The organism is Pseudomonas sp. BN607, from assembly GCF_029871175.1.
Taxonomy (GTDB): Bacteria; Pseudomonadota; Gammaproteobacteria; order Pseudomonadales; family Pseudomonadaceae; genus Aquipseudomonas.
In genome coordinates, this window is record NZ_SSOE01000061.1 from 248,647 (window position 1) to 273,908 (window position 25,262).

Here is a 25,262-nt window from a genome sequence, read left to right on the forward strand (position 1 = left end):
CGTATCGATGCTAGTGACTTACAACTGTTAGTTTTAGGAGATGATCGTGACAGAACAAAAACTACTGATCGCGAATCGCGGCGAGATCGCATGCCGGGTGATTCGCTCCGCCAAGGCTCTCGGAATTCCTACCGTTGCGGTGTATTCCGAAGCAGATGCCGAATCTCAGCACGTGAAGGCTGCTGATGAGGCGTTTCTGATTGGCCCGTCCAAAGCGGCGGAAAGCTATCTAGATGCGGAGAAGGTGTTGCGAGTTGCCAAAGAGAACGGTGTAACACTGGTACACCCCGGCTATGGCTTCTTGTCTGAAAACACCGACTTCTCCGACGCTTGCGCTGCTGCCGGCATTACCTTCATTGGCCCCACCGCTGAGGTGATCAAGGCAATGGGGGACAAGCAGCGCTCCCGTCACCTGGCCATCAAAGCGGGTGTTCCTGTGCAACCCGCCGCGGAAAACGTTACTGCCGAAGATCCTGAGGCGCTGATCAATGCCGCCAGAGTGGTGGGTTACCCACTCTTGGTCAAAGCTTCAGCGGGTGGTGGCGGTATCGGGCTCAAGCCTGTTCATTCGCCTGCTGACCTGGTTGAGGCGGTCGCTGCAACACAGCGTATGGCCGAGCGTGCTTTCGGCGATGGGACTGTCTTCCTGGAAAAGCTGATTGAAAGTGCTCGCCACATCGAAGTGCAGGTGTTTGGCTTTGGCAATGGTGAGGCTGTGCACCTCTTTGAGCGCGATTGCTCGATCCAGCGCCGCTACCAAAAGGTGCTTGAAGAGTCTCCCGCGCCGAACGTGCCGTCGGATGTCCTGGCGCACATGGCGGAAGCTGCCGTAAACCTCGCCAAACTCTGCCGATACGATGGTGCCGGTACCGTAGAGTTTCTCTACGACGACAAATCGAAATCGTATTTCTTCCTTGAGATGAATACGCGTATTCAAGTAGAGCACCCTGTCACGGAGGCTGTGACTGGGGTAGACCTGGTTGAAGCTCAAATTCGTCATGCGCTGGGGGAGGGCGTGGAGGCTGAGTTGACGCAGCAATCGATCCAGCGCAATGGGCACGCCATTGAGGCCCGTCTCTACGCGGAGTCTCCTGAGAAGAAATTCATGCCTGCTCCAGGCCTGATCGAAGCGCTCGAGATGCCTCAGGTCGAGGGCGTTCGGATTGATGGCGGGTTCGTAGCCGGTGATCGAATCACGCCTTTCTACGACCCGATGATCATGAAAATAATTGCTCATGGGAAAGACCGTGCAGAGGCAGTTTCTCGCCTCAAAAAAGCACTTTCCGAGCTCAAGATTTCCGGCCTGAAAACCAATCGTCAGTTCCTGCTCCGCGTGTTGGCTGAACCTGCGTATCTCGAAGCAAAGGTTCACACTCGCTTCATTGATGAGCACAGCGAAAGCCTGTTCGCTGTCGCCGCAGAACAACAAGCTTAAGAGGAGATCGTCATGGCTGTTACCACACCCAACGTGCCGGGCATTGAAGGTCTCGCTGAACTGGCGTCGCGCTATATCAACGTTGAATCACTCCCTTGGAAGCCTACGCCAACACCTGGCATCGACATGAAAATTCTATTGCAGGATAAGGAAAGCGGCCTGCTCACTGCATTATTCCGTTGGGCGCCTGGCACCAAGCTTCCTTTGCATGAGCATGTCGAGGTGGAGCAGACCTACGTGCTGGAAGGCAGCATCGTAGATGACGAGGGTGAGGTGGTCGCAGGCGACTTCGTTTGGCGTCCTCGCGGTAATCAGCATCTGGCGCGATCGCCCAATGGGGCGCTGGTGCTTTCCTTCTTCCTTCGCCCGAACAAGTTCCTGGAAGGCGTACACGCTGGTCAGAATCTGGAGTAAACAAATGAGCGACCTGCCAAAGAAAATCTTGATCAACGAAGAGGGGCCCCGTGAAGGGTTCCAGATCGAAGCCAATCCTATCCCACTGCATCGGAAGACTGAGCTGATTGAAGCGCTCGCTGAGACGGGCCTGAAGCAGATTGACTGCGTTTCTTTCGTCAATCCGAAGCGCGTTCCAGGGATGGCGGACGCTGATGAGCTGGCGGCTGCCATCAACAAGAAGCCTGGCGTGCGCTACACCGGTCTCTGGCTGAACCAGCAAGGGCTAGAGCGTGCTTACAAATCTCAGCTCGATATCATCGGCGCGATCCGGGTAACTGCGTCCGAAGCGTTTTCAGTCAACAACACCAACAAGAACATCGAGCAGACGCTCGATGAGCAGCGCGCTTGGCTGAAGTCGTACGCAGAGCATGGTGTTCCAGTTGAGTGGGGCTACGTCATGACTGCTTTCGGGTGCAACTACGAAGGCTATATGCCCATCCCCCAGGTTGTCCGAATGGTGGGAGAGGTGCTGGATCTGGCGACCGAAGCCGATGTACAGCTCAAGGGTGTGTACCTTGCTGACACCGTTGGCTGGGCAAATCCTTTGATGATGGAAAGGACGATTGGCGCCATTCGCGAGAAGTGGCCCGACCTGGCGTTAGGTCTCCACCTTCACGACACTCGGGGGACAGGTTTGGCGAATGTGTACGCCGCGCTGAAGCTGGGCGTTGCGAAATACGACAGTTCCTGTGCGGGGCTGGGTGGCTGCCCATTCGCAGGCCATCGCGGTGCTGCAGGGAACATCTGCACCGAAGACCTCGTATTCATGTGTGAGGAGATGGGTATTGAAACTGGCGTCAATCTCGACGCCTTGATCGAAGTCGCAAAACTTGCAGAGGATATCTTCGGTCGACAGCTACCCGGCAAGGTCATGCATGGTGGTAGCTTGGAGCGTTACAAAAAGGCTTGACGCAAGCTGGCAGTGAAAACCCCACCTTCGAGGTGGGGTTTTGGGTTCAAGTGGATTTAAATCCTACCATTCTGAGCGACAGTTCGATGTGTTGCCGCTCCAGCTCCTCCAGCCCGAGCTTCCCCCCCGGCTGATACCAGGTGCAGATACCGGTCAGCATGGAGATCAGTGCTTTGGTTGTGAGGTTGCAGTCAGAGACATTGAAGATTCCTTCCTGCACGCCATCCTCGATGATTTGACGAACCCGACGCTCGTACTCTGAGCGCAAGCGGGTAACCATGCGGTAATTGTCCTCATCCAGGCTGCGAAGCTCCATATTGCCGATGAAGACCTCCTTGCGGCGCTCAGTATGGAAATGCAGATGCACGCCTACCATGGCCTCAAAACGCTGATATGTGGATGGCTGAAGGTCCACCTTTTCGGTGAATTCCATCAGCAGATCGCGCATCACGGCCTTGAGGACTGTGGCTAGGAACTCTTGCTTGTTGCTGAAGTAGTTGTAGAGGGAGGCAGCTTTGATGCCGACCTGCTCCGCAAGGGTTCTCAGGGTCATCGCCTCGTAGCCGTACTTGGCAATCAAGTCCACGCCAGCGGTGTGAATGGCCAATTCGGTGACTTCTCGTTTCGCGCCTACAGGTCGCATCAGGTAAATGTCTCTTCAAGAATGGGAGGGCGGCTTAGCGGGTCAGATAGCCACCATCCACAGGAACCATCGCGCCAGTAATATAGCTTGCCAGGTGCGAGGTCAAGAACACTGCCGGCCCTACCAGCTCGTGCGGTTCCCCCGTACGCCCCATGGGCACGTGACTGAGAAAGGCCTCAAGCTTGCCAGGATCTTGCCGTGTTTCTTGCGACATAGCCGTCGGGAACGAGCCTGGCGCGAGTCCATTTACACGGATACCGTCAGCGGCCAATTCGGACGCCAGTGCCTTGGTAAATTGCAAGACCGCCCCTTTGGACGTCACGTAGCTGGACAGTGAGGCCAAGCCGGATGTGTAGCTGTGGATGGAGCCGATGTTGAGAACTGAGCCTTTCGTTTCTTTCAAGTGCGCAAGGAAGGCATGGGTGACATTGAACATGCCAGTTACATTCACTGCCAGGGTTCGACGCCACTGCTCCGGGCTCTTTTCGCTGGCGAATGGGGCACGGAAGAGCAGGCCCGCATTGTTGATCAGCGCCGTGATACTGCCGATTTCACGCCTTATGAGATCTGCGAGATTGATACAAGCGGCCTCGTCACAGATATCGAGGGCAAATGCATGAGCCTTACCACCTTCGTCGCATATGGCTTTGGCTGTCCCTGATGCGGTGTTCATGTCAATGTCGGTCACGATGACGGTCGCGCCGGCGATGGCAAAACCATGGGCGAGGGATGCGCCATTCCCTCGGCCGCCTCCCGTGATCAGCACGATTGCATCATCGAGGCGTAGTGAAAGGTCTAGCATGGTGAGTCCTCATCTTGTTTTTGGTATAGGAAACTAACAAGCGTTATTTTTATCTCCTTTCGCTTGAATTACAAGGTATTCAGGCCTTGCGTGGCCTGTTTTTCCGCTGGATCCCGGCTGTCTGTAGGCATTCTTGTTCTAAAAATCCGGCGTTTCCCCTATTGCAAACTAACGTGGGTTAGTTATTCTGGGCGTCCAGACGGCTCGGACGCTGCGTGAACATCTGCGCGCTGAGGAGCCTCAAAACAATTACAAGAGGATTTTTCATGTCTAGCCGTATGCTGCTGGGTGGTCACATCACCCACAATGCCAAGCGTTTCCCCAGCAAAGTGGCCCTGATCGATAAGGTCGGACGCACGACCTACGCAGAGTTCGAGTCCGGTGCCAACCGAGTAGGCCACGCGCTCCTGGCGCAGGGTGTTTCACATGGAGACAAGGTCGCGTTCCTTGCCAGCTCGAGCCGCCAATGGGTCGAGGCGTTCTACGGGGTCGTCAAGATCGGTGCCGTAGCCGTGCCACTGAACTATCGGGAAACGCCTGAGCAGATTTCCATGATGCTCGAGGACAGTGGCTCAAAGGTGCTGTTCGTATCCGAGCAACATGTTGAAGCCTTTGGTGGGTTGCTGGAAACGCTGCGATTTCCCGTGGTGAATCTGGAGTCGCTGGATGCGTTCAAAGCAGATTATGCAGACGCTCCCCACCCGACAGACCGCCTGAGCGAACATGATCCTGCCGTGATTCTCTACACCGGAGGCACGACCGGGCGATCCAAAGGCGTGCTGCTGAGCCATTCCAATCTCTTCTGGAACTCGCTCAACGAAATCATCGACACAGACATGGTGGAGGGCGATAACACGTTGATCGCTACGCCGTTGCACCATTCTGCAGCGCTCAATTGCTGGTTGCTCCCCCACTTGTACCTCGGGGCTACCGCTACGCTGCTTGAGAAATATGCCACTGAAGAGGTGCTGTGCGTCATCGATAAAGAGCGCGTTACCAACACCTTCATGCCGCCCTCGCTGGCACGCGAGTTCGTCTTGCACCCGCTCGCCAAGGAGCTGGATGTGAGTTCCATGACCCGGTGGTACGTAGGCAGTGGCATTCTTACCGCAAACGACCGCAGCGCCATGAAAGCATGCATCCCTGGCGTGAAGATTTACTACCAGTATGGCCTCACTGAAGCTGGCCCGATTGCGACGGTGCTCAAGGAGGAGGATTACGACCGCGCTCGTGGATCGATTGGCCGGGCCTTCCAGAACATCGAGGTGGCTATCGTTGACGACAAGGGCAACATTGCACCTCCAGGCGAGATTGGCGAGATCGTCCTGCGGGGTCCTACCATCATGTTGGGCTACCACAACCGCCCCGATGCGACGGCTGATGCGATTGACCAGGATGGTTGGCTACACACTGGCGACCTTGCGCACATGGATGCCAACGGTTTTGTGTACTTCTACGACCGTCTGAAGGACATGATCAAAACCGGCGGGCTGAATGTCTATTCCCAGGAAGTCGAGGCCGTGCTGGCAAAACATGATCACGTTCGCGAAGTTGCAGTGATCGGTCTGAACAACGAGCGCTGGGGTGAAGAGGTTACCGCGATCATCGTGCTGCACGATGGGGTGGTCGGTGATCCTGAGCTGCTCGTCGCGCATGCCCGGGAGCATCTGGCTAGTTACCAGCTGCCGAAGCGTGTCGAATTCATCACCTACGCGGATATGCCGTTCAACCACAACGGCAAGATTCTCAAGCGCGAACTCCGTCAACGTTTTGAGCCGCAGGGCTGAGGATAATCATGGCTATCGACTTCGAAAAACAAGGTCCTGTCGCCCTGGTGACGATCAATCGTCCTCAGGCCATGAACGCCATTGACCTGAACACGCATCTGGCCTTCCAGGAGATCTGGTCGCGGATCAATACCGATGACGAGATCCAGGTTGTGGTATTGACGGGGGCCGGCACCAAGGCCTTCTGTTCAGGCGCCGACATCGGCACCTTCTTGCCCTATCTGCGTGAGAGGGCGGTCAAGGAACTGGACGATGGTGACTTTTGCGGTATCAACCGCGGTTCGCCGACGACCAAACCGATCATTGCCGCCATTAACGGTCTTGCCTATGCCGGAGGGCTTGAAATCGCGTTGGCCTGCGACCTGCGCATTGCTGTGGATTATGCCAAGTTCGCGCTTCCGGAGCCGCGGTGGGGTGTCATCGCCGGTGCCGGTGGCGTCACTCGATTGTCCCGAGTGGTCTCCAGCGCCCTGGCGACTCAAATGGTGCTGACCGGCGAGCCTATTGGCGCCGAGCGAGCGCTCGCAGAAGGATTGGTGAGTGAGCTCACTACCTCGGATAACCTTCTGCCGCGTGCTTTGGAAATTGCTCACAGCATCACCAAAAATGGCCCTCTGGCTGTGCGGGCGTCGTTGCAAGTGATTCGACGCGGCGCTGACTGCGGTCTTGACGCTGCGTTGGAATTGGAGCGCACGGCTTTCCGTCGAATCCTTCTGAGCGAAGACTTCAAAGAAGGTATTGCAGCGTTCACCGATAAACGCGAGCCCGCTTACAAGGGGCGGTGAAGCACTGGACATAACGAGCGCTGCATGGGCGTGAGGGTGGGTAGGTTGTCTCCCGCCTTTTGCCTGTCCATGCGCGCGCCAGCGAGGCGAGTCTAGATGAGTACGCCGGCAGAGAAGTTAGCCGCCATCTTCGCTTTGGAGGAGGTGGAGGCCAATGTATTCAAAGGTGAGAGCCAGGACCTGAGATTACCTCAGCTTTTTGGTGGGCAGGTATTAGGCCAGGCAGCGATGGCGATGACGCGTACGGTGCTGGCAGATAAAAAACTGCATTCCCTGCACGGGTACTTCGTGCGTCCAGGGCGTGCGGACGCGCCCGTGATGTATGAGGTCGAGACCGTTCAGGACGGTCGAAGCTTCAGCCGCAGGCGGCTCACAGCCTGGCAGGATTCGAAAGTCATTTTCGTTGGAGATGGTTCATTTCATACTGTTGAAGAGGGGTTTCACCACCAGCACTGCGCGCCTGAGGTCGCCGTTCCGTCGGCCTTGCCGACGGAGCTGGAACTCCTGGCCGGGGATGCTGATTTGATCGAAGAGATCAAACGTCGCCACGAAGCCGCCAATGCGCTGGAGATCCGACCGGTAGAGCCTATTGATCCTAGCGCTCCCAAGGCTCGTGCGCCGCAAAAGAGTTTCTGGTTCAGGTTTGCGCAGCTCACCACTCGCGATACTGACGTTCATCGAAGCTTGCTGGCTTATGCCAGTGATACGGCCCTGCTGATTACGTCTTTGCTTCCGCATGGCGTTTCCGATATGCAGCGAGACATGCGGGTTGCCAGTCTGGATCATTCGATTTGGTTCCACGGCGATTGCGTCGTGGACGAGTGGCTCCTGTATGTCAATGACAGCCCTTGGAGTGGGGCGGGCCGAGGCCTTTCGCGCGGCTCGATTTTTGACCAGCAAGGGCGGCTTATTGCCTCTGTTGCACAAGAAGGACTTATTCGGAAACTCTGATTTCTCTATCAGCGGCCTCACGTTTGGGGTCGCTATTTTTTTGCATGCTCAAAACGCTCTTCTGACTCAAAAATAACAATTGGTGCCTAGAGGGTACCATTCAAGAAGGGAAACAAAAAATATGAGATTTTCTGCGCCTGAGATTAAGTGCGCGAGCACTGCGTTCGCCCTGTTTTTAAGTGTGCCTGCAACCTGTATCGCAGAGACAACCTCTACTTCAATGCCATGGATGTTGGGTACCTGGGGTGGCCTGAGAGACGAGCTACACCAGAAAGGTGTCGACTTCGACCTCAATTACAGAAGTGACAGTGCGTACAATGCGCACGGTGGCTACGACAAGGACAAGAAACTCGCCTACGCCGATCAGTACATGTTTTCGGTCAGTGCTGACTTGGACAAACTGCTAGGCGCATCTTCTTCAAAGTTTGTCATGACGCTAATTAATCGTAATGGCGAGGAGTTGGCCAAGGCGCGGTTGACTGACCCGCGATCAGGTTCATTGACCCAGACGCAGAACGTGTATGGGCGCGGTAGTGTTACGCGGCTGTCTCAGCTCTACCTCGAAACCCGCTTGGGAAAACCTAACTCGTATTTCAGAATGGGTCGATTCGGACCAGAGGAATTCGGTCAGTTTGATTGCGATTTTCAAAACCTGATTTTTTGCGGTAATTCAGGCGGGAACTGGCATGGGGATGACTGGTATAACTTCCCGATCGGTCAGTGGGCGACCGCAGTCAAATATCAGTTTCTTGATGATGTCGCTCTCCAGGCTGGAGTCTTCGAGCAGAACCCGACCCTTTTAGAAAATGACAATGCCTTCAAAGTGAGTACCCGTGGCGCGGAAGGTGCTCTCATACCCGCTGAGGTCATTTGGACGCCTAAACGCGCGTTATTTGGCCAGCCCGCGGAGTTCAGGCTTGGCGCTTTCTATAACACCACTGACGCCGATGACCTGCGCTACAACGCGGATGGCCATGAGCATGCGTTCGAGCCCGACACTCGCTACCAGTCGCATCGGGGGCGCAAAGGTTGGTGGTATGTCGCGCGCCAGACGGTGGGCCATGTTGGCGGAGATCAGCACCGCAAGATCGAGGTCTTTTCGGAAGGGTTCTGGAATGATCGCGATACTGGATTCGTCGCCAGGCATTACAACATCGGTCTTATCATCAATGGCCCGTTTGTCTCTCGTCCCGACGACTCGATCGGAGTCGCGATCGGGGGGTTGAGCGTTGCCTCGAATGTGACGGCACACCAGCGCCATGTAAACATCTACAATCAGGTCACCCGCTACGATGACCCGCGTTTTACCCCCGTCCAGACGGACGAATACAGTAGCGAGATCTACTACGGCGTGAAGATCACGGACTGGTTGACCGTGCGTCCCAACGTGCAGTACATCGTTCACCCTGGCGCAGTGGATGAGGTCGATAACGCGTTCTTGCTGGGCCTCATGGTCAGAGCGAGTTTCTAGCCTGTAGCGTCTGGCTGGGTTGCCCAGGGGCCACGTGCAGTTCGCGCAGGGCCCCTGATGCTTGCAGGATCATTAGCCTTCAACAGGTGCAGATTGTTGCAGATGGCTCAAGAAGTTCTGAAGCTCTCGGCTCCTTCCCATGCCTTTGCGCAAAATGATTCCATAGGGCGGTAAACCTTCGATAACGTACCCTGTGAGGACAGTGATCAGCCCTGTACGGACGTGATCATTGATCACTGCTTCGCTTAACACCATGACCGCATCCGTTAATTGCACGAGCTGCAGCATCGCCCAAATGGACGAGCACTCGATCGTTTTGGAGGGAGGGAGTAGATCCCTGTCCGCCCACCAGCGCTCCACGGCTTTTCGCCCTGGGCTCGCCGCTGGTTGAAGGAGCCACGTCCATTTCTGAAGAATGTCCTCCATCTTCGCAGGGGCGTGCGTTGCCAGTGGGTGTCCACTTCGCACCGCCATGACCAGACGATCGTTACCGAGGGGTTCGAATTCAAATCTGGACCGATCGCCTGGGGTGCCGAGACGTGCAATCGCCACATCCAGCCGCTCCTGCTCCAGCATCTCTATCAGCACGTCGCTGGTGTCACTCATCATCCGGATTCCCAGATGAGGTGAGGCGCTTTTCATGGTCGCGATAGTCGAGACCACCCGATCGAGTGCGCTACCCATGACGACACCTACGGCTAGATGGCCGTAGCCACCCTCCGCCCTGGCGGTCAGGTCTTCTACGCAGCGATCAAGGCTATTGAGCGCTGAATGGGCGAATTTCAAGAGTTCTTCGCCCACCGGGGTGGGCACGACGCCGCGAGGTTGGCGTTCGAACAGTGCGCACCCAAAAGCATCTTCTACTTCCTGAAGCATCCGGGTAAGGGTGGGCTGGGACATGTTGAGTGTCTCGGCGGCCCGATGCAGATTCTGGCAGTTGCCCAAAGTCGCCAACATGAAAAGGTGTCGGTACTTTAACCGCTTGAAAAGGCTATAAGTTTTGGCGCTGGGGCTGGCAAGGGAAGGATTCATGGCATTTGGCTATTTTATTTTGTGATTCGGTTTTTGTATCAATAAAGCAAAAAACTCTATTAGTCAAACATCGCTGCGATCGCTACGTTGTAAGTGTGTGCGGCAGTTTGGTCATGCCAAGGGCCGACTGCATTATTCACCGATGCACATTGCTGGATTGCTAATAACAACAAGGAAAAGCCACCTATGTCGCCACAGCCTCGCTCCATCGAACAGCGTCTTGAGCAACTGGAGGATCGGGAAAAAATCAAAGAACTTAAATACCGATACGCCTTTCATTTAGACAATGGTTATGACCCTGATAGCATTGCCGCCTTGTTCTCCGAAGACGGGGAATGGATCATCAAAGGTGTGGGGGGTGATGTCCGCGGTCAAGGTGCAATCCGAGCACACTGTAAAAATTTGAGCAAAGGCATTTTGTGGAGCCAGCACGACATATTTGCGCCGCGCATTGAAATCAGTGATCAGGGCGATCGTGCGGTTGCCCACTTCAATCTCGTCTGCTTGTTGACAATGCGCACTGACGGTGCGGACGCCAAAGGCGAAGCATTTCTGCTCGCTGGAAACTACACCGACCATTTAGTGAAAATAAATGGGGCGTGGTTGTTCCAATCCATGACCGGAACCATCGAGCAGTCATCCCCTTGGGCAAAGGGCTGGGTTGAAGCCCCTTTCAAAAAAGAGTCTTGGTAAGACGAACCCTATTGTGGCATGCATTCGCAGAGGCAAAAAATGACGTTGTTGACTCCCTACGATCTATCGGGCACTCAATTAACCTCGCGCGTCGTAATGGCGCCTATGACCAGGTCGAGAGCCAAGGACACTGTGCCCAATGCCAGCACCGCGGCCTATTATCGCCAACGCGCCGGTGCAGGTTTGCTCATCACAGAAGGGGCGCAGATAACCCAGGAGGGTCAAGGCTATCTCTTCACACCTGGCATTTTCTCTCCAGAACAGGTCGCTGGCTGGAGGCGAGTTACCGACCAGGTTCACGAAGCGGGCGGTAAGATTTTCATTCAGCTCTGGCACGTTGGTCGTATCTCTCATACGTCCTTGCAGCCCAATGGCAACGCTCCAGTTTCGTCAGTCGATACCTTGGCCGAAAACACTACGTGCTACGGCTATACCGCCGATGGTGAGCCGGGTCAGGTTCAGGTAACGCGCCCGCGGGCGTTGCCTGCCGCTGAGGTCGCCAGGGTGTCGCAAGACTTCGTCAAGGCAGCTGAAAATGCAATCCTTGCAGGGTTTGATGGTGTCGAGATTCACGGCGCGAACGGCTATATCTTTGAGCAATTCATCAATGGCGGATTGAATACGCGCACTGACGCGTACGGCGGCAGCATTGAGAACAGGCTGCGTTTCTTGTTGGAAACGGTAGATATGATTTCAGCAGCGATTGGCAGTCACCGAGTAGGTCTGCGGGTGGCGCCTTTCGGGCGTTTGTCAGCCATGCCAGCGTTTGCGGATGAGCGTGAAACGTGGCTGGCGGCGGCGGCAGCATTGAGTTCGCGAGACCTGGCTTATGTGCATTTGAGTGATCAGGATTCACTCTGCGGAAACCTCATGAACCGTGAATTTGTGCGCGAGTTCCGGGAGGTCTACCGCGGCACATTGATGTTCGCGGGATCGCTGACACAAGAAACTGCCCAGGCCATGCTGGATGATGGGCTTGTCGACCTTGCTGCTTTCGGTCGCCCCTATATCTCCAACCCCGATCTGGTAGATCGATTCAAGCGCAGCTTGCCGCTCAGCCCGTTTGACCGTGCGACTTTCTATGGAGGAGGGGATGAAGGATACATTGACTATCCGCCCTATGGCGGCCATTCCTGACGTGTCCACCTGAGCCTGAATGTCGCCTTGATGAAGGGGCAGTGGGTATCCGTGCCCACTGCCTTTTCTTTTTTAAGGCGAGATTCGGCCGGGGGGTGGGCTACGCGCTTGGCGCGATACGGTTTTCGTATCTAAATCCGCATTTTTTCCATTGGTCATGAATCGCAGAATTGGTTAGGTTCGGTATCGGCAACCAAAATACAACATGAGGTTCGTTCGAACCCTCCAGAGCCGGAGCAAGATGCTATGCCTGCGCATGATGTGATCGATCTCTCTTACCCTGCCATCTCGAGTGAAGCAGCCAGCTTCCTCGGTAAATCTCACAAGCTGTTCATCGAGGGTCAGTGGCAAGACGCCCAGAGCGGGGCACGAAGAAAAGTATTCGACCCGGCTACGGGAAAAGTCATCGCTGAGGTTGCGGACGGTGATCAAGCCGACGTCGACAAAGCTGTCAGCGCTGCTCGTAAGTCATTCGACTCTGGTGCCTGGCGCAAACTTTCGGGCTCTGAAAAAAGCAAGGTGCTCTGGCGGATTGGCGAACTGATCGACAAATACTCGCAAGAGCTGGCAGAGCTTGAAGTTCTCGATGAGGGGTCGCCCTACGGCATTGTCAAAGACGCCTATGTGCGGAACTCAGCCGAGCATTTCCGCTACTATTCCGGGTGGTGCACCAAGCTCAATGGGCTGTCCGTGCCTGTAGGCTTGGCCGGCGAGTGGCATGCCTACACGACCCATGAACCAGTCGGCGTTGTTGGGCAGATCATCCCTTGGAATGTCCCTCTGCTTATGGCTGCCTGGAAACTGGCTCCTGCGCTGGCTGCGGGTTGCTCCATTGTGCTCAAGCCTGCGGAGGACACGCCTCTCACCGCGTTGCGTCTGGCGGCCATTTGTGAGGAAGCAGGGCTTCCGCCTGGCACGCTGAACGTAGTGACGGGGGATGGCCGGTGCGGCGCCGCGTTGGTTAACAGTCCTTTGGTGGACAAGATCGCGTTCACTGGTAGTACCGCAACCGGCAAAGCAATCGCATCGGCAGCAGCCAAGACGCTCAAGCGAGTAACGCTTGAGCTGGGTGGCAAGAGCCCTGTCATCGTCTTCCCGGATGCTGACCTGTCTACCGCCATTCCTGGTGTTGCTCAAGCCGTCATGCTGAACAGTGGTCAGGCCTGTACTGCGGGTTCCCGACTTTATATCCACGAAGATGTATACGACGATGTCATCAACGGTGTCGCTGAATTCATTTCCGAGATGAAGCTCGGGCATGGGCTGAATAGGGCGACGCAGATCGGCCCTTTGATCTCCCAGCGCCAGCTTGGTCGCGTCAGTGAACTCGTCCGCACCGGTGTCAGTGAAGGTGCGAAGGTGATCTGCGGTGCCAGTGAGATGGACGGGGAGGGGTTCTTCTACAAACCTACTCTGCTGGCCAACGTCGATCATCGAATGACGGTTTATCGAGAAGAGATCTTTGGCCCGGTGATCTCCGCGATGAAGATCTCCAACCAGAGCCTCGACGATCTGGCGCGTGAAGCCAACAACACGGAGTACGGACTGGCCGCCAGTATCTGGACACAGAACGTCACCCAAGCGCATGCGCTCGCCGCGCGCATCCGGGCAGGGATCATCTGGGTCAACAGTCACAACCAGATAGACCCCTCTCTGCCCTTTGGCGGTTTCAAGGAGTCTGGCATTGGCCGGGAAATGGGCCTTAGCGGGCTTGAGCATTACACCGAGACCAAATCAGTCGCAGTGCTGCTGAAGAGCTAATCATTTGCCCGCCCAACGGGCCACACGAACCTCATTAAGACTGCGTCGCAATAGGCTCTCAGATTCCCCGCGTATGGGGGCTGAGAGCTGCTCTGTGTACGATCCCAAAGCGCGAAAAAAACAATAGGTGCGCACATGCAATTCCAAAAAGACGTCACCGATCAAGTGAGCACACTTGTTCTGTCTAAGCTACCTCTCTGGTTTGGCGGTTTACTCTTGGTGCTCGCCGCTCCGTTACTCGTAGGTGGGGTATACCTTGCCTGGCTTGGCGGATCCTTGTTCTATCTGCTCACCGGAGTATTGCTCGTTGTATCGGCCTACGGATTCTTTCAGCGTAAAAAGCTGGGTGTCTGGGTTTATCTGGGTCTCACTGCAACTGCCATCGCATGGTCGCTCTACGAAGTCGGGCTCCAGTTTTGGCCGATGGTGCCACGCCTCGCAGGGTTCCTGCTTCTTCTGATTCCTGTTCTGCTGCTGGCCTCGAAAGTGGGCTTCACGCAGCGTCGGAAAGTGTGGGTGGGAGGTGCAGGGGTCACGTCAGTGCTGCTGGTCGCCGGCTTCATCGCGATGTTCTTCCCACATGGCGTTATCCAGGGCCCGGCTCGTCCTGCGGTCGCTAGTGGCGCGGCCGATAAAGCTGTAAACGGCAACTGGCAACATTATGGACGTACGCCGACTGGAACGCGGTTCGCACCGCTTGAGCAGATCACCCCAGAGAACGTTTCCAACCTTGAGGTAGCCTGGACGTTCCGTACCGGAGAGATTGCTGATGCAGGTTCTGAAAACCAGAATACTCCGGTTCAAGTGGGCGACACGCTTTACATCTGCACCCCTTTGAACAAGGTCTTCGCGGTGGATGCGAACACCGGTAAGGAAATCTGGCGCTACGATGCCAAAGTGCAAAACCAAAAGGTCTGGAACCGTTGCCGCGGTGTCAGCTATTACGACGCCACTGAGGTCTCTGATGCTGTGCGCAGTGCCTCGACCGCGGTTCAGGATTGCCCGCAACGGGTCATTCTCTCCACGCTCGATTCGCGGCTGATCGCTCTTGATGCCAAGACAGGCCAAGAGTGCCAAAGCTTCGGTATGAATGGCCAGGTTAGCCTCAAGCAGGGCATGGGCGAGGTTAAACCCACCTACTACATGGGCACTTCTCCCGTCACTGTCGCTGGCAACCTCTTGATTGTCGGTGGCTGGGTCTACGACAACCTGGAAACCAAGGAACCGTCTGGCGTCATCCGCGCGTTCAACGCTGCCACGGGTGAGCTGGAGTGGGCATGGGATTTGGGGAACCCATCGATCACCAAGTATCCACCACCGGGTGAAACGTACACCCGCGGAACGCCCAACATGTGGTCGACTGCTGCCTACGATTCCAAGCTGGGACTTGTCTATGTACCGTTAGGCAACTCTACCCCCGATTTCTGGGGCGGGCATCGCTCTGAGGCGGCCAATCGCTACGCGTCCTCAGTTGTCGCGCTGGACTACAAGACTGGGCGAGAGCGCTGGGCTTACCAGACTGTTCATCACGACATCTGGGACTATGACATCCCTTCGCAACCCGCTCTGTATGATGTCCCGGATGGCAATGGCGGCAACCAACCGGCGTTGATCCAAACGACCAAGACCGGCAACATTTTCATGCTCAATCGGGAGACGGGTAAACCAATCACTGAAGTGGTCGAGCGAAGCGTCCCGCAACAAGAACTGGCTGGCGACAAAACGGCGCCGACCCAGCCGTTCTCGGTGGGCATGCCTTACATCGGTCAGGAAAAACTGACTGAGCAGGACATGTGGGGCGCCACAATCTACGATCAGTTGCTCTGCCGCATCCAGTTCAGATCGTTGCGATACGAGGGTGCCTTCACACCACCAGGCACCACTGCGAGCCTTCAGCACCCTGGTAATTTTGGCGGCATGAACTGGGGTAGTGTCTCTATCAACGAAGATACTGGCGTGATGGTCGTCAACGACATCCGGATACCGCTTCGCGTGCAGCTGATCCCGAGCGAACATCATGAGACCAATGGCAACGGTAAGCCCCACTCGGAGTTCGCTCCTATGCGTGGCACGCCATTCGTTGTGACCAACTCGTCCTTTGTCTCCCCGATAGACGTTCCGTGCCAAGCCCCTCCTTATGGGACTGTGACCGGTATTGATCTCAAGACGCGGGAGGTCATCTGGCAGCGTCCTGCAGGCACCGTCCAGGATACTGCAATCGCGGGTGTCAAAGTCCGGGCGCCTTTCCCGATTGGCATGCCAACCATCGGCGGTACCGTTTCGACGCGTTCAGGCCTGGTCTTCTTTGCAGGCACTCAGGACTATTTCCTGCGGGCGTACGATCAATCCACCGGCGAAGAGCTCTGGAAAGCTCGCATGCCAGTGGGTTCGCAAGCGACACCTATGACCTTTGTTTCACCGTCTAGCAATCGGCAATTCGTGGTTGTCAGTGCCGGCGGTGCACGTAGCTCAACGGATCGAAGCGATCTGTTGATCGCCTACGCGTTGCCTAAACAGCAGTAACAAGCCGTCGAGGTCACCTCAACCCTGAGGTGGCCTCGGCGGACCCGACGCCGCTCCATCCCCGCCTTCACGAAGCGTTGCATCGACATTGATCAGCGCCCCCCGCCGATGCCCACTCATTCTGTCCTGTCATTCCTGAATGTTTGGAATCGGAGCCCGATTATCTTTTCCGCGATCCCTTTTAGAGTAGAGCTCTGATGACTGGGCGCAGCAGCTGGCTGAAACTCACCGGCCTTCAGGCAGGTGGTCAGAAGGCCTTCGCCGTTTGCGCAAGCGCTTGCATAGCCCTGGTCTCCCACTCTCATTGGAGGACATTTCGTGGAAAACGCTATTCAACAGCTTATCGATCGTGAAGCCATTCGCGATCTCAGAACGCTTTACGCCCATCACCTGGACGGTAACAACATCCAGGCCCTAAGCGAGGTCTTCGCGGCGGACGCTGTGGTTGAGGTGACTGTCGGAAAAATGGAGGGGATTGAGGCGATCAAATCCGGTTTGCAGGAGGCCTTTGCACTCTACGACCGGGATAACCGGCGCAGCTTCCCGTTCATGCACGCAATCACCAATCACTGGATCAAGTTGACCGGGCCTGATACTGCCGAGGGGCGCTGCTACCTCATCGACTTCGAGACTGCTTCAAAGCCTGATCCAAACCCGTTACTGCTGCTAGGGCTGTACGCCGATGAGTACAAGCGAATCAATGGCGAGTGGCGCATCACGCGTACTCGATTGGAGGTTGTCTGGCCTGATCGCAGCAACCCTGAGCAAGTATCCGGCCAAACGGAAGGAGCGTGAATATGCACACGCCATTGAAGCTGAGCATTCTTGACTACTCTCCGGTGGATGAGGGACTGCTTCCTGTCGATGCGCTGGCGGCTAGCGTGCGCCTGGCTCAGCTTGCGGAGGAAAGCGGATTCCACAGGTTCTGGGTCTCGGAACACCATGGTGCTCCAGCGACTGCCAGCAATTCCCCTGAGATACTCATGTCGCGTATCGCATCGGCAACCAAGGCGATCAGGGTGGGTTCCGGTGGGGTGCTGCTACCTAACTACAGCAGTTTGAAGATTGCCGAGAATTACCAATTGCTTGAAGCGCTGTTCCCTGGGCGCATCGACCTTGGTTTCGGTAGAGCCCCTGGGGCTGACAGGCGCACGAGCATGGCGCTCAATGATGAAAAAGGCGAGTCGATCCCCTATGGCCGCAAAGTTGCCGACTTGCTCGGGTTCGTGACCGGGAACCATATGCCCAACTCGCGCTATGAGGGCATGCGCGCGCATCCAGAGACCCGCAACAAACCTCAGCCCTATGTTCTAGGTGCTTCGGGGGCGACGGCGGAAGTCGCCGCGCAGGCAGGCCTGGGGTTCACCTTTGCCCATTTCATCAATCCTCGTGGCGATGGGCCGCATGCAGCTAGCGCGTATCGCCAGGCTTTCAAACCGACTGATTTTTCACAATCACCTTCGGTGGTCGTAGCCGTATTTGTAGCAGTCGGAGATACGCCTGAAGAAGCCAAGGATTATGCGGCGGCCTTTCACCTCTGGCTTACCTACGCAGAGAGTGCCAGCCCGTTCGATCGGGTGCCATCAATCGAGAGTACCCGTGCCCATCACTGGTCATCGGATGAGTTGGCGATTCGCGAGCGCAACAAAGGGCGGCTCATCTACGGGACAGCTGATCATGTCGTGGTCCAACTACGTGAGCTGGCAGATGCTTATGGTACTGATGAGGTCATGATCAACCTCATGATGCCAGGTGAGACCGCCCGGCTGAATGCATTGACCAGCATTGCCCATTCGCTGAGGAAAAGTGGGGTTGTGAGTCATTCGCTCGCTCAGGCAGAGGGATGCAAGGAGAGGGCGCATGACGCCTGATAGCCTTCCGATTGAAGCCCTCTCACCGTCAAATCACATAGCGCTGCATTTGGCCCATCGTTGGTTCGCCTTCCTGGAAGCACCTGGAGGTGACCTCAATGAACACCTGAAAATGTTCCATCCGAACGTTCTTCTATCCGGTCACCGGATGCACCATGTGTTCGCCCAGGATCATCAGTCACTTGTGGCTTGGTTCGCATCGATACCGGATAAAATCAGCGCCCATCACATCATCCACTCAAATTACTCGACTGCAGAAAATGGCGATGGTCTGTTGAATATGGTTGTCGCTTACCAAGCGCCAGGGAAGGCGGGTATGCAAGGCTCGATCATCAGTTATGAAACGCGAATCGAGTTCTCGCCGGGGGCGCCGCGCTTTATCTCCCTCGACAAAACGCCGATCCTCTCGAACAAAAGGTCAAGCTATGAAACCTCATGGTCGACCAATCGTGTCCTCGCGCGCGTTCATGCAGAGCTGGGAGGACTAAATGGAGTGAGTGATTCAGTCCGGCGTGCCCTCGGAAATGAGGTGCGTCACCTTTCCGCCCAAGTCGTCGCCTCGGAAGGAAGCCCTGCATACGATGCGGTAGTGACCGCAGTTATGGGTGAGCCAGCTGGAGTGCGTGTGGTAAAGCTTCGTCTTACGGACGATGTCGCGCGCTCAATGCCGTCCATCGAGGACGCTCGGGTCATCGACTTTGGTGATACGCCTCTTTGAAAACAGTCCGGTTCGGGGGCGCAGCTACAGGTCAGCAGTGGTATGCGCCCCACTATGCTCTAAGGTGAACAGCAGCCACATTCCAATTTTTACAGCTCATCGATTGTGGTCTTCACAAGGCTGTCCTGCGCTTCAAGCTGATCCTTCCTTCACCGCCTTGCCAAACATCCGGACTCCTTCAAAGGATTCGGAACATGCCAAGCGCCCGTAGTCTCCGTTTCTTTGCAACCTGCCTCTCAACGGCTACAGCGCTACGCGCAGGCGTATTCACGCGCACGGCGTCTTGTCTGATTTTTATATTGGAATACAGGGATGAAATGACTGGAATTCCAGCTGATTAATCAAAATCAGGACGAGCATTAGAATTCCCTCCAAGCGATGGCGCCCGGGCTCTGTTCCGGTCGACATCATCATTCGCGCCAAATTTCTACATGACCGTCCAGGCGAGCTTGGGCCTTCAGGCTCTTGCTTGCACGCGTGTGCGCAAGCGGTTACGTACCGGAGTTTCTATGAACAAATCGTTTTCTCGGGCCGCGTTAGGGGTCTTGCCCCTTTCTGCTGCATTACTGCTGACGGGCTGTGATTCTGCGCAGGATCAAGCGGCGAGTCCTGCAGCGCTTAAAGTGGGGTACTACGCAGTCCGGGAAGCTCCGCTGACTTTGAGTACCGACCTCCCTGGGCGAACCTCCGCATTTCGCGTCGCTGAAGTTCGTCCGCAAGTTGCGGGCATTCTGGAGCGCCGATTGTTCACGGAAGGCACTGAGGTCAAACAAGGCCAGCAGCTGTATCAAATCGACCCGCGCACGTACGTGGCTCAGCAAGCCAGGGCTGAGGCCAATCTGCGCAGCGCGCGCAATCTGGCCGAGCGTTATGAGCGTTTGCTGAAAGCGCGCGCGGTGAGTCAGCAGCAACATGATGATGCCGTGGCTGCGTGGAAGCAGGCTGAAGCCGACAAGCGTGTGGCCGACATCAATGTCCAATACACCAAAGTGCTTGCACCTATCACGGGTCGCATTGGCAGATCCGCTGTTACTGAAGGTGCGCTTGTGACTGACGGTCAGGCCGCCGCTATGGCAACGGTGAATCAGCTCGATCCGATTTATGTCGATGTCACTCAACCCATCACCCGTATCCTTGCCCTCAAGCGCGCACTGAAGTCGGGTGATTTGAAAACCTCGGGCACTGACCAGGCTGAGGTCAGTCTGACCTTGGATGACGGCAGTGCCTACCCGCTTGCCGGTACCTTGAAATTCTCCGAAGTGAGCGTTGACCAAGGCACCGGCTCGGTCACTTTGCGCGCTGTTTTTCCCAATCCTGAACGTGCTCTGCTGCCTGGGATGTTTGTACATGCCCAAGTGAAAGAGGGGGTCCGCGAAAACGCCATTCTGGTGCCTCAGCAGGCCATCGTCAGGGACAGCCGGGGTGTTGCGACTGTATGGGTGATCACTGCTGACAATCATGTAGAGCAGCGCGATCTCGAGACTGTGCGCACGGTAGGGAACGCCTGGCTGGTAGACAGTGGTGTCAGGCCAGGTGAGCGGGTTATCACCGAGGGGCTGCAGTTCGTCCAGGCGGACTCGGTCGTCGAAGGGCAGCCTGCATCGAACGTCCACGTGAACACCGCTTTGACGGCAAACTGAGAGGTCGACAATGTCTCGTTTCTTCATTGATCGGCCAATTTTTGCCTGGGTGATCGCGCTCGCGATCATGCTCGGTGGAGCACTGGCGATCCACAGCCTTCCTGTCAATCAATATCCCAATATCGCGGCGCCGGCTGTGCAGATAACCGTCACCTACCCAGGTGCCTCTGCGCAGACCGTTCAAGATACGGTGGTGCAAGTCATCGAGCAGCAGCTGAACGGCCTGGATGGCCTGCGTTACATCAGTTCGGCAGCAAACAGTGACGGTAGCGTTGAAATCACAGTGACTTTCGACCAGGGCGTCAATCCTGATATCGCGCAGGTTCAAGTTCAGAACAAACTTCAGCTTGCGACGCCTAACCTGCCGGCGGAAGTGCAGCGGCAAGGGATCCGCGTGGTGAAGTTCCAGGTGAACTTCATGCTGCTGGTCAGCATTTACTCGAAGGATGGAAAGCTGAGCTACGGTGACTTGGGCAACATCATCGTGTCGAGCTTCCAGGATCCGCTGTCCCGTACCCAAGGGGTGGGCGACTTCTTCGTGTTTGGCTTCCAGAATGCGATGCGCATTTGGCTTGATCCCGCCAAGCTCAATAGCTACCAGTTGATGCCCAGCGATGTCACCGCCGCTATCTCGGCGCAGAACGTCCAAGTCTCGTCCGGAGCTATTGGCGGACTGCCGACGCGTAAAGGTGTTGAGCTGAGCGCGACGGTGATCGGTAAAACCCGGTTGAAAACCGCTGATGAGTTCAAGGAAATTTTGGTCAAGGTGCAGCCGGACGGTTCTCAGATTCGCTTGAAGGATCTGGGCGAAGTGGTGCTGGGCAATGAAACCTACTCCTACGACGTCAACTACAACGGTAAACCTGCAGCCGGTATTGCGTTGCGCTTGGCCACCGGCGCGAACATGCTGGAGACCGTCGAACGCGTCAAAAATACTGTCGACCAGCTTAAACCTTACCTGCCGCCCGGCGTAGAAGTCGTTTACCCCTACGACACCAGCCCCTCGGTGAAAGCCTCGATCGACTCGGTGGTGCATACCCTGTTCGAGGCAGTCGTTCTGGTGTTTCTGGTCATGCTGCTGTTCTTGCAGAACATGCGTGCGACCTTGATTCCAACCCTGGCGGTGCCGGTGGTGCTGCTCGGTACCTTTGGCGTGCTGTACGCCTGTGGGTTCACTATCAACGTGATGACGATGTTCGCCATGGTGCTGGCGATCGGGCTGCTTGTGGACGATGCCATCGTGGTCGTGGAAAACGTCGAGCGACTGATGGAAGAAGAGCATCTGTCGCCACGTGACGCCACCTACAAATCGATGCAGCAAATCTCCGGAGCGCTAGTAGGCATCGGCTTGGTGATTAGTGCCGTGTTCATGCCGATGGCTTTCTTTGGCGGCTCCGCAGGGATCATCTACCGGCAGTTCTCCATTACGATCATCACCGCGATGGGGCTCTCCGTACTGGTCGCGTTGGTTTTCACCCCGGCACTCTGCGCAACCATGCTCAAGGCGCATGCCGGTGGTCAGAAGAAGCAAACCGGTTTCTTCGCGTGGTCCAACCGCGTCTTCGAACGAAACACTGATCGCTATGCGTCCTCGATTTCCAGGATCTTGCGCAACCCCAAACGAACCTTCGTGATTTATGCATTGCTGCTGCTTGGCGTCGTCGCCATGTTCAGAAATCTGCCGTCTGCCTTCCTACCGGATGAAGACCAAGGATTGCTGATTGTGCAGATTCAGACACCGCCCAACAGCAGTGCTGAACGCACCCAGACGGTCATCGATAAAGTTCGAACGTATCTGTTGGAAGAGGAGAAAGACGGTGTCGTCTCCGCGTTCAATATCAGTGGTTTCAACTTCGCGGGTCGCGGGCAGAACTCTGCCGTGATCTGGGTGCGACTCAAGCCGTTCGAGGCGCGTACTGACAGTGAAAACTCAGCCTTTGCCATTGCTCAGCGGATAACGCGCTTTGCCAGCACTGTCCGAGATGCGAATGTCGTTTCAATCGTCCCCCCTGCCATCATGGAAATGGGTAACGCGACGGGCTTTGACCTTTTCCTCCAGGACAACGGTGCTCGAGGCCATGCTGCGCTGATGGAGGCGCGTGATCAGTTGCTCAAGCTGGTGGCCAAAGAGCCTGCGCTGGCCATCGTCAGGCCTAACGGGCTCGCTGATGAGGCTCAGTACCAGGTGACCATTGATGATGAGAAGGCGCGGGCACTGCAGGTTTCGATCGAGTCGATCGATGACACGATGTCTGTTGCTTGGGGTTCCACCTACGTCAACGACTTCGTCGACAAGGGGCGTGTGAAAAAGGTGTATGTCCAAGGTGAAATGGACGCTCGGATTTCGCCGGAAGACTTTGACAAATGGTACGTGCGAAATGCGGCTGGGCAGATGGTGCCATTCTCCTCGTTCGCCAGTGGTCAGTGGGTCTATGGCTCGCCCAAGCTGGAGCGCTATAACGGCATTCCTTCCGTTGAGTTGCTGGGACAGCCAGCACCGGGCTACAGCACAGGGGATGCCATGGCAGCGATTGAACGGGTCGCTTCGCAGCTGCCAAATGGCTTTGGAGTGTCCTGGACTGGGCTTTCTTATGAAGAACGAGCGGCAGGTTCTCAAGCGATCACACTGTATGTGCTTTCACTGATGATCGTGTTCCTCTGCCTTGCAGCTCTTTATGAAAGCTGGTCGGTGCCCGTATCGATCATGCTCGTTGTGCCGCTCGGGGTGCTTGGTGCGGTCGCCGCAACCCTCGGGCGAGGCCTTTCCAATGATGTGTTCTTCCAGGTCGGCATGTTGACGACCATGGGGCTTGCAGCGAAAAACGCCATCCTGATCGTCGAGTTCGCAAAAGACCTCTACGAAAACCAGGGCCGCACTCTGGTGCAGGCTGCAACTGAGGCAGCGCGTCTGCGGCTGCGTCCAATCATCATGACTTCCATCGCGTTCGTGATGGGTACGTTGCCTCTTGCACGCGCTTACGGGCCGGGCAGTGGCAGTCAGCATTCGATTGGTACTGCGGTGGTCGGAGGTACGCTCGCAGCAACATTCCTGGCCATTTTCTTTGTGCCGTTGTTCTACGTGGCTGTGACGAAAGTGTTCAAGTCAAGGCAGCGTGGGGCTGTGCGCGTAGCTATCCACGAGGGCGCTCATCATGACGCATAAACCCCTGCTGTTGGTATTGGCGATGACATTGGGTGGCTGCAGCCTGATCCCCGATTATCAACGGCCCGAGGCCCCGGTTCCCAGCACCTTTCCTGAGGGCGCCGCTTATGCGGCCCCATCTTCAGGAGGCGTCGCGAGGATCGGTTGGAAAACCTTCTTCAAAGACCCCGCCTTGCATGAGCTGGTGGATTTGGCTCTGTCCAACAACCGCGACCTGCGCAAAGCGGCACTGAATGTGGACGCATACCGCGCCCAGTACCGCATCCAAGGGGCGGCGCTGCTGCCTGAGATTGGCGTTGACGGGCGCACTGGGCGCTCCCGAACCCCGGGGGACCTTTCAACAACGGGTCAACACATCACCTCGGGAGATAACAGTCTTCAGGTAGGGCTGACGAGCTACGAGCTGGACGTTTGGGGCCGAGTACGTAGCCTTGATCAGAGTGCGCTGGAAACGTATCTCGCGAGCGAAGAAACGCAACGGAGCGTGCAGTTGGGCTTGGTCGCCAACGTTGCGATCGCTTATTTCACATGGCGCACGGATCAGCAGCTTCTGGAGGTTACCCAGTCGACACTGCAAAACTACAGGCACAACCTGGATCTGGTACAAGCCAGTAGCGAGGCAGGTACTGCGTCGGATCTCGATGTGCGACAGGCAAGGACGCTCGTAGACAGCGCACGCGGGCAGGTTCAAGCATTCACCCGCCAGGTTGCCCAGGACGCGAATGCTTTGCGGCTGTTGCTAGGGACCGATCTGCCGGCAAACCTGAGCGGCGTAGATCTGGACAAACCCTTGCTCGCAGACATACCAGCAGGTCTACCCGCGGAGCTGATACAGCAGCGCCCGGACATCCGTGCTGCCGAGCATCAGCTGCTTGCGGCCAATGCAAATATTGGCGCTGCTCGTGCGGCGTTTTTCCCGAGCATCACGTTGACCGGGGCCGCAGGGACCGCCAGCAGCCGACTTAGCGGCCTGTTTGATGCAGGTTCGGAAAGCTGGAGCTTTGCCCCTCAAATCAATCTGCCCATTTTCAATGGCGGGCGACTCAAGGCGAGTCTGGACTACGCGAAAATCCAGAAGGATCTTGGCATTGCAAACTATGAGTCGGTAATCCAGACCGCCTTCCGCGAAGTGGCGGATGGCCTGGCTGCGTTGGGAACCTGGGGGGAGCAGATAGAGAGCCAGCGTGACCTGGTGCGCACCTTCGAGGAATACAACCAGATGGCGCAGCAGCGCTATGACGAGGGGGTGGATAGCTACCTGGCTCTACTTGATGCCCAACGTCAACTCTTGTCTGCACGGCAACAGCTGTTGACCGACCACCTTGCTCAACTTACGTCCCAAGTCCAGCTGTACAAAGCGCTGGGGGGAGGGTGGTCTGAGGTCTCCCAGAAACCACCTGTAGCACAGCAGTAAAACTCCCGATCTCCTTTGGTGGGAGTCTCTTTAAGGCGCCTAAGGGGCGCCTTCTTTTTTGCGCGCTTTC

At 56.3% G+C, this 25,262-nt stretch carries 20 protein-coding genes; 17 read left to right on the forward strand and 3 right to left on the reverse strand.

Features of this window, described 5'->3' with window-relative positions:
* The first annotated feature begins 46 nt into the window (after positions 1–46).
* Genes E8E68_RS19005 through E8E68_RS19015 form a run of 3 tightly spaced genes read left to right on the forward strand, consistent with a single transcriptional unit; the run spans position 47 to position 2,801 of the window.
* Positions 47–1,435 (forward strand): biotin carboxylase N-terminal domain-containing protein, encoded by a 1,389-nt coding sequence (locus E8E68_RS19005; RefSeq protein ID WP_110743304.1) that lies wholly within the window; start codon positions 47–49, stop codon positions 1,433–1,435.
* A 12-nt stretch (positions 1,436–1,447) separates the two neighbouring features.
* Positions 1,448–1,849, forward strand: coding sequence for a cupin domain-containing protein (locus tag E8E68_RS19010; RefSeq protein ID WP_266030228.1), 402 nt, complete (start codon positions 1,448–1,450; stop codon positions 1,847–1,849).
* Positions 1,850–1,853: 4 nt separating this feature from the next.
* The gene (locus E8E68_RS19015; RefSeq protein ID WP_110743193.1) at positions 1,854–2,801 is read left to right on the forward strand and encodes a hydroxymethylglutaryl-CoA lyase; all 948 of its coding nucleotides are present in this window, start codon (positions 1,854–1,856) and stop codon (positions 2,799–2,801) included.
* Between the two features lie 46 nt (positions 2,802–2,847).
* On the opposite strand, the gene E8E68_RS19020 is transcribed toward E8E68_RS19015, so the two are convergent.
* Positions 2,848–3,408: a TetR/AcrR family transcriptional regulator gene (locus E8E68_RS19020; protein WP_280343744.1), complete on the reverse strand. Its 561-nt coding sequence runs from the start codon at positions 3,406–3,408 to the stop codon at positions 2,848–2,850.
* A 70-nt stretch (positions 3,409–3,478) separates the two neighbouring features.
* Positions 3,479–4,246 (reverse strand): SDR family oxidoreductase, encoded by a 768-nt coding sequence (locus E8E68_RS19025; protein ID WP_110743192.1) that lies wholly within the window; start codon positions 4,244–4,246, stop codon positions 3,479–3,481.
* A 266-nt stretch (positions 4,247–4,512) separates the two neighbouring features.
* On the opposite strand from E8E68_RS19025, the gene E8E68_RS19030 reads away from it, so the two are divergent.
* The 4 genes from E8E68_RS19030 (at position 4,513) to E8E68_RS19045 (ending at position 9,240) form a co-directional block, all read left to right on the forward strand.
* Entirely contained in the window at positions 4,513–6,033 is a 1,521-nt protein-coding gene (locus E8E68_RS19030; RefSeq protein ID WP_177410702.1) for an AMP-binding protein, read from the forward strand.
* Between the two features lie 8 nt (positions 6,034–6,041).
* Complete coding sequence (locus E8E68_RS19035; RefSeq protein WP_266030234.1) at positions 6,042–6,818, forward strand: enoyl-CoA hydratase-related protein; 777 nt, start codon at positions 6,042–6,044, stop codon at positions 6,816–6,818.
* A gap of 96 nt (positions 6,819–6,914) precedes the next feature.
* Positions 6,915–7,769, forward strand: a complete 855-nt coding sequence (locus tag E8E68_RS19040; protein ID WP_110743189.1) for an acyl-CoA thioesterase II — start codon at positions 6,915–6,917, stop codon at positions 7,767–7,769.
* Between the two features lie 121 nt (positions 7,770–7,890).
* Entirely contained in the window at positions 7,891–9,240 is a 1,350-nt protein-coding gene (locus tag E8E68_RS19045; RefSeq protein ID WP_280343752.1) for a carbohydrate porin, read from the forward strand.
* Between the two features lie 72 nt (positions 9,241–9,312).
* On the opposite strand, the gene E8E68_RS19050 is transcribed toward E8E68_RS19045, so the two are convergent.
* On the reverse strand, positions 9,313–10,272 hold the full coding sequence (locus tag E8E68_RS19050; RefSeq protein WP_218278940.1) for a LysR substrate-binding domain-containing protein: 960 nt from the start codon (positions 10,270–10,272) through the stop codon (positions 9,313–9,315).
* Positions 10,273–10,458: 186 nt separating this feature from the next.
* On the opposite strand from E8E68_RS19050, the gene E8E68_RS19055 reads away from it, so the two are divergent.
* From E8E68_RS19055 to E8E68_RS19100, 10 genes are all read left to right on the forward strand, one after another.
* A complete protein-coding gene (locus tag E8E68_RS19055) occupies positions 10,459–10,965 on the forward strand; it encodes a nuclear transport factor 2 family protein (RefSeq protein ID WP_110743187.1) in 507 nt (168 codons plus the stop codon).
* Between the two features lie 39 nt (positions 10,966–11,004).
* Entirely contained in the window at positions 11,005–12,102 is a 1,098-nt protein-coding gene (locus tag E8E68_RS19060; RefSeq protein WP_280343761.1) for an alkene reductase, read from the forward strand.
* A gap of 246 nt (positions 12,103–12,348) precedes the next feature.
* Positions 12,349–13,863: an aldehyde dehydrogenase family protein gene (locus E8E68_RS19065; protein WP_110743186.1), complete on the forward strand. Its 1,515-nt coding sequence runs from the start codon at positions 12,349–12,351 to the stop codon at positions 13,861–13,863.
* Between the two features lie 135 nt (positions 13,864–13,998).
* On the forward strand, positions 13,999–16,386 hold the full coding sequence (locus E8E68_RS19070; protein ID WP_280343765.1) for a membrane-bound PQQ-dependent dehydrogenase, glucose/quinate/shikimate family: 2,388 nt from the start codon (positions 13,999–14,001) through the stop codon (positions 16,384–16,386).
* A 318-nt stretch (positions 16,387–16,704) separates the two neighbouring features.
* On the forward strand, positions 16,705–17,181 hold the full coding sequence (locus tag E8E68_RS19075) for a nuclear transport factor 2 family protein (RefSeq protein WP_110743184.1): 477 nt from the start codon (positions 16,705–16,707) through the stop codon (positions 17,179–17,181).
* Positions 17,182–17,183: 2 nt separating this feature from the next.
* Complete coding sequence (locus E8E68_RS19080; RefSeq protein ID WP_280343768.1) at positions 17,184–18,257, forward strand: MsnO8 family LLM class oxidoreductase; 1,074 nt, start codon at positions 17,184–17,186, stop codon at positions 18,255–18,257.
* Positions 18,247–18,975: a hypothetical protein gene (locus tag E8E68_RS19085; RefSeq protein ID WP_280343770.1), complete on the forward strand. Its 729-nt coding sequence runs from the start codon at positions 18,247–18,249 to the stop codon at positions 18,973–18,975. Before E8E68_RS19080 ends, E8E68_RS19085 begins: the two co-directional genes overlap by 11 nt.
* A gap of 509 nt (positions 18,976–19,484) precedes the next feature.
* The gene (locus tag E8E68_RS19090; RefSeq protein ID WP_110743182.1) at positions 19,485–20,615 is read left to right on the forward strand and encodes an efflux RND transporter periplasmic adaptor subunit; all 1,131 of its coding nucleotides are present in this window, start codon (positions 19,485–19,487) and stop codon (positions 20,613–20,615) included.
* Between the two features lie 10 nt (positions 20,616–20,625).
* The gene (locus tag E8E68_RS19095) at positions 20,626–23,778 is read left to right on the forward strand and encodes an efflux RND transporter permease subunit (protein ID WP_280343774.1); all 3,153 of its coding nucleotides are present in this window, start codon (positions 20,626–20,628) and stop codon (positions 23,776–23,778) included.
* Positions 23,768–25,192, forward strand: coding sequence for an efflux transporter outer membrane subunit (locus E8E68_RS19100; RefSeq protein WP_280343777.1), 1,425 nt, complete (start codon positions 23,768–23,770; stop codon positions 25,190–25,192). Before E8E68_RS19095 ends, E8E68_RS19100 begins: the two co-directional genes overlap by 11 nt.
* The last annotated feature ends 70 nt before the right edge of the window (positions 25,193–25,262 follow it).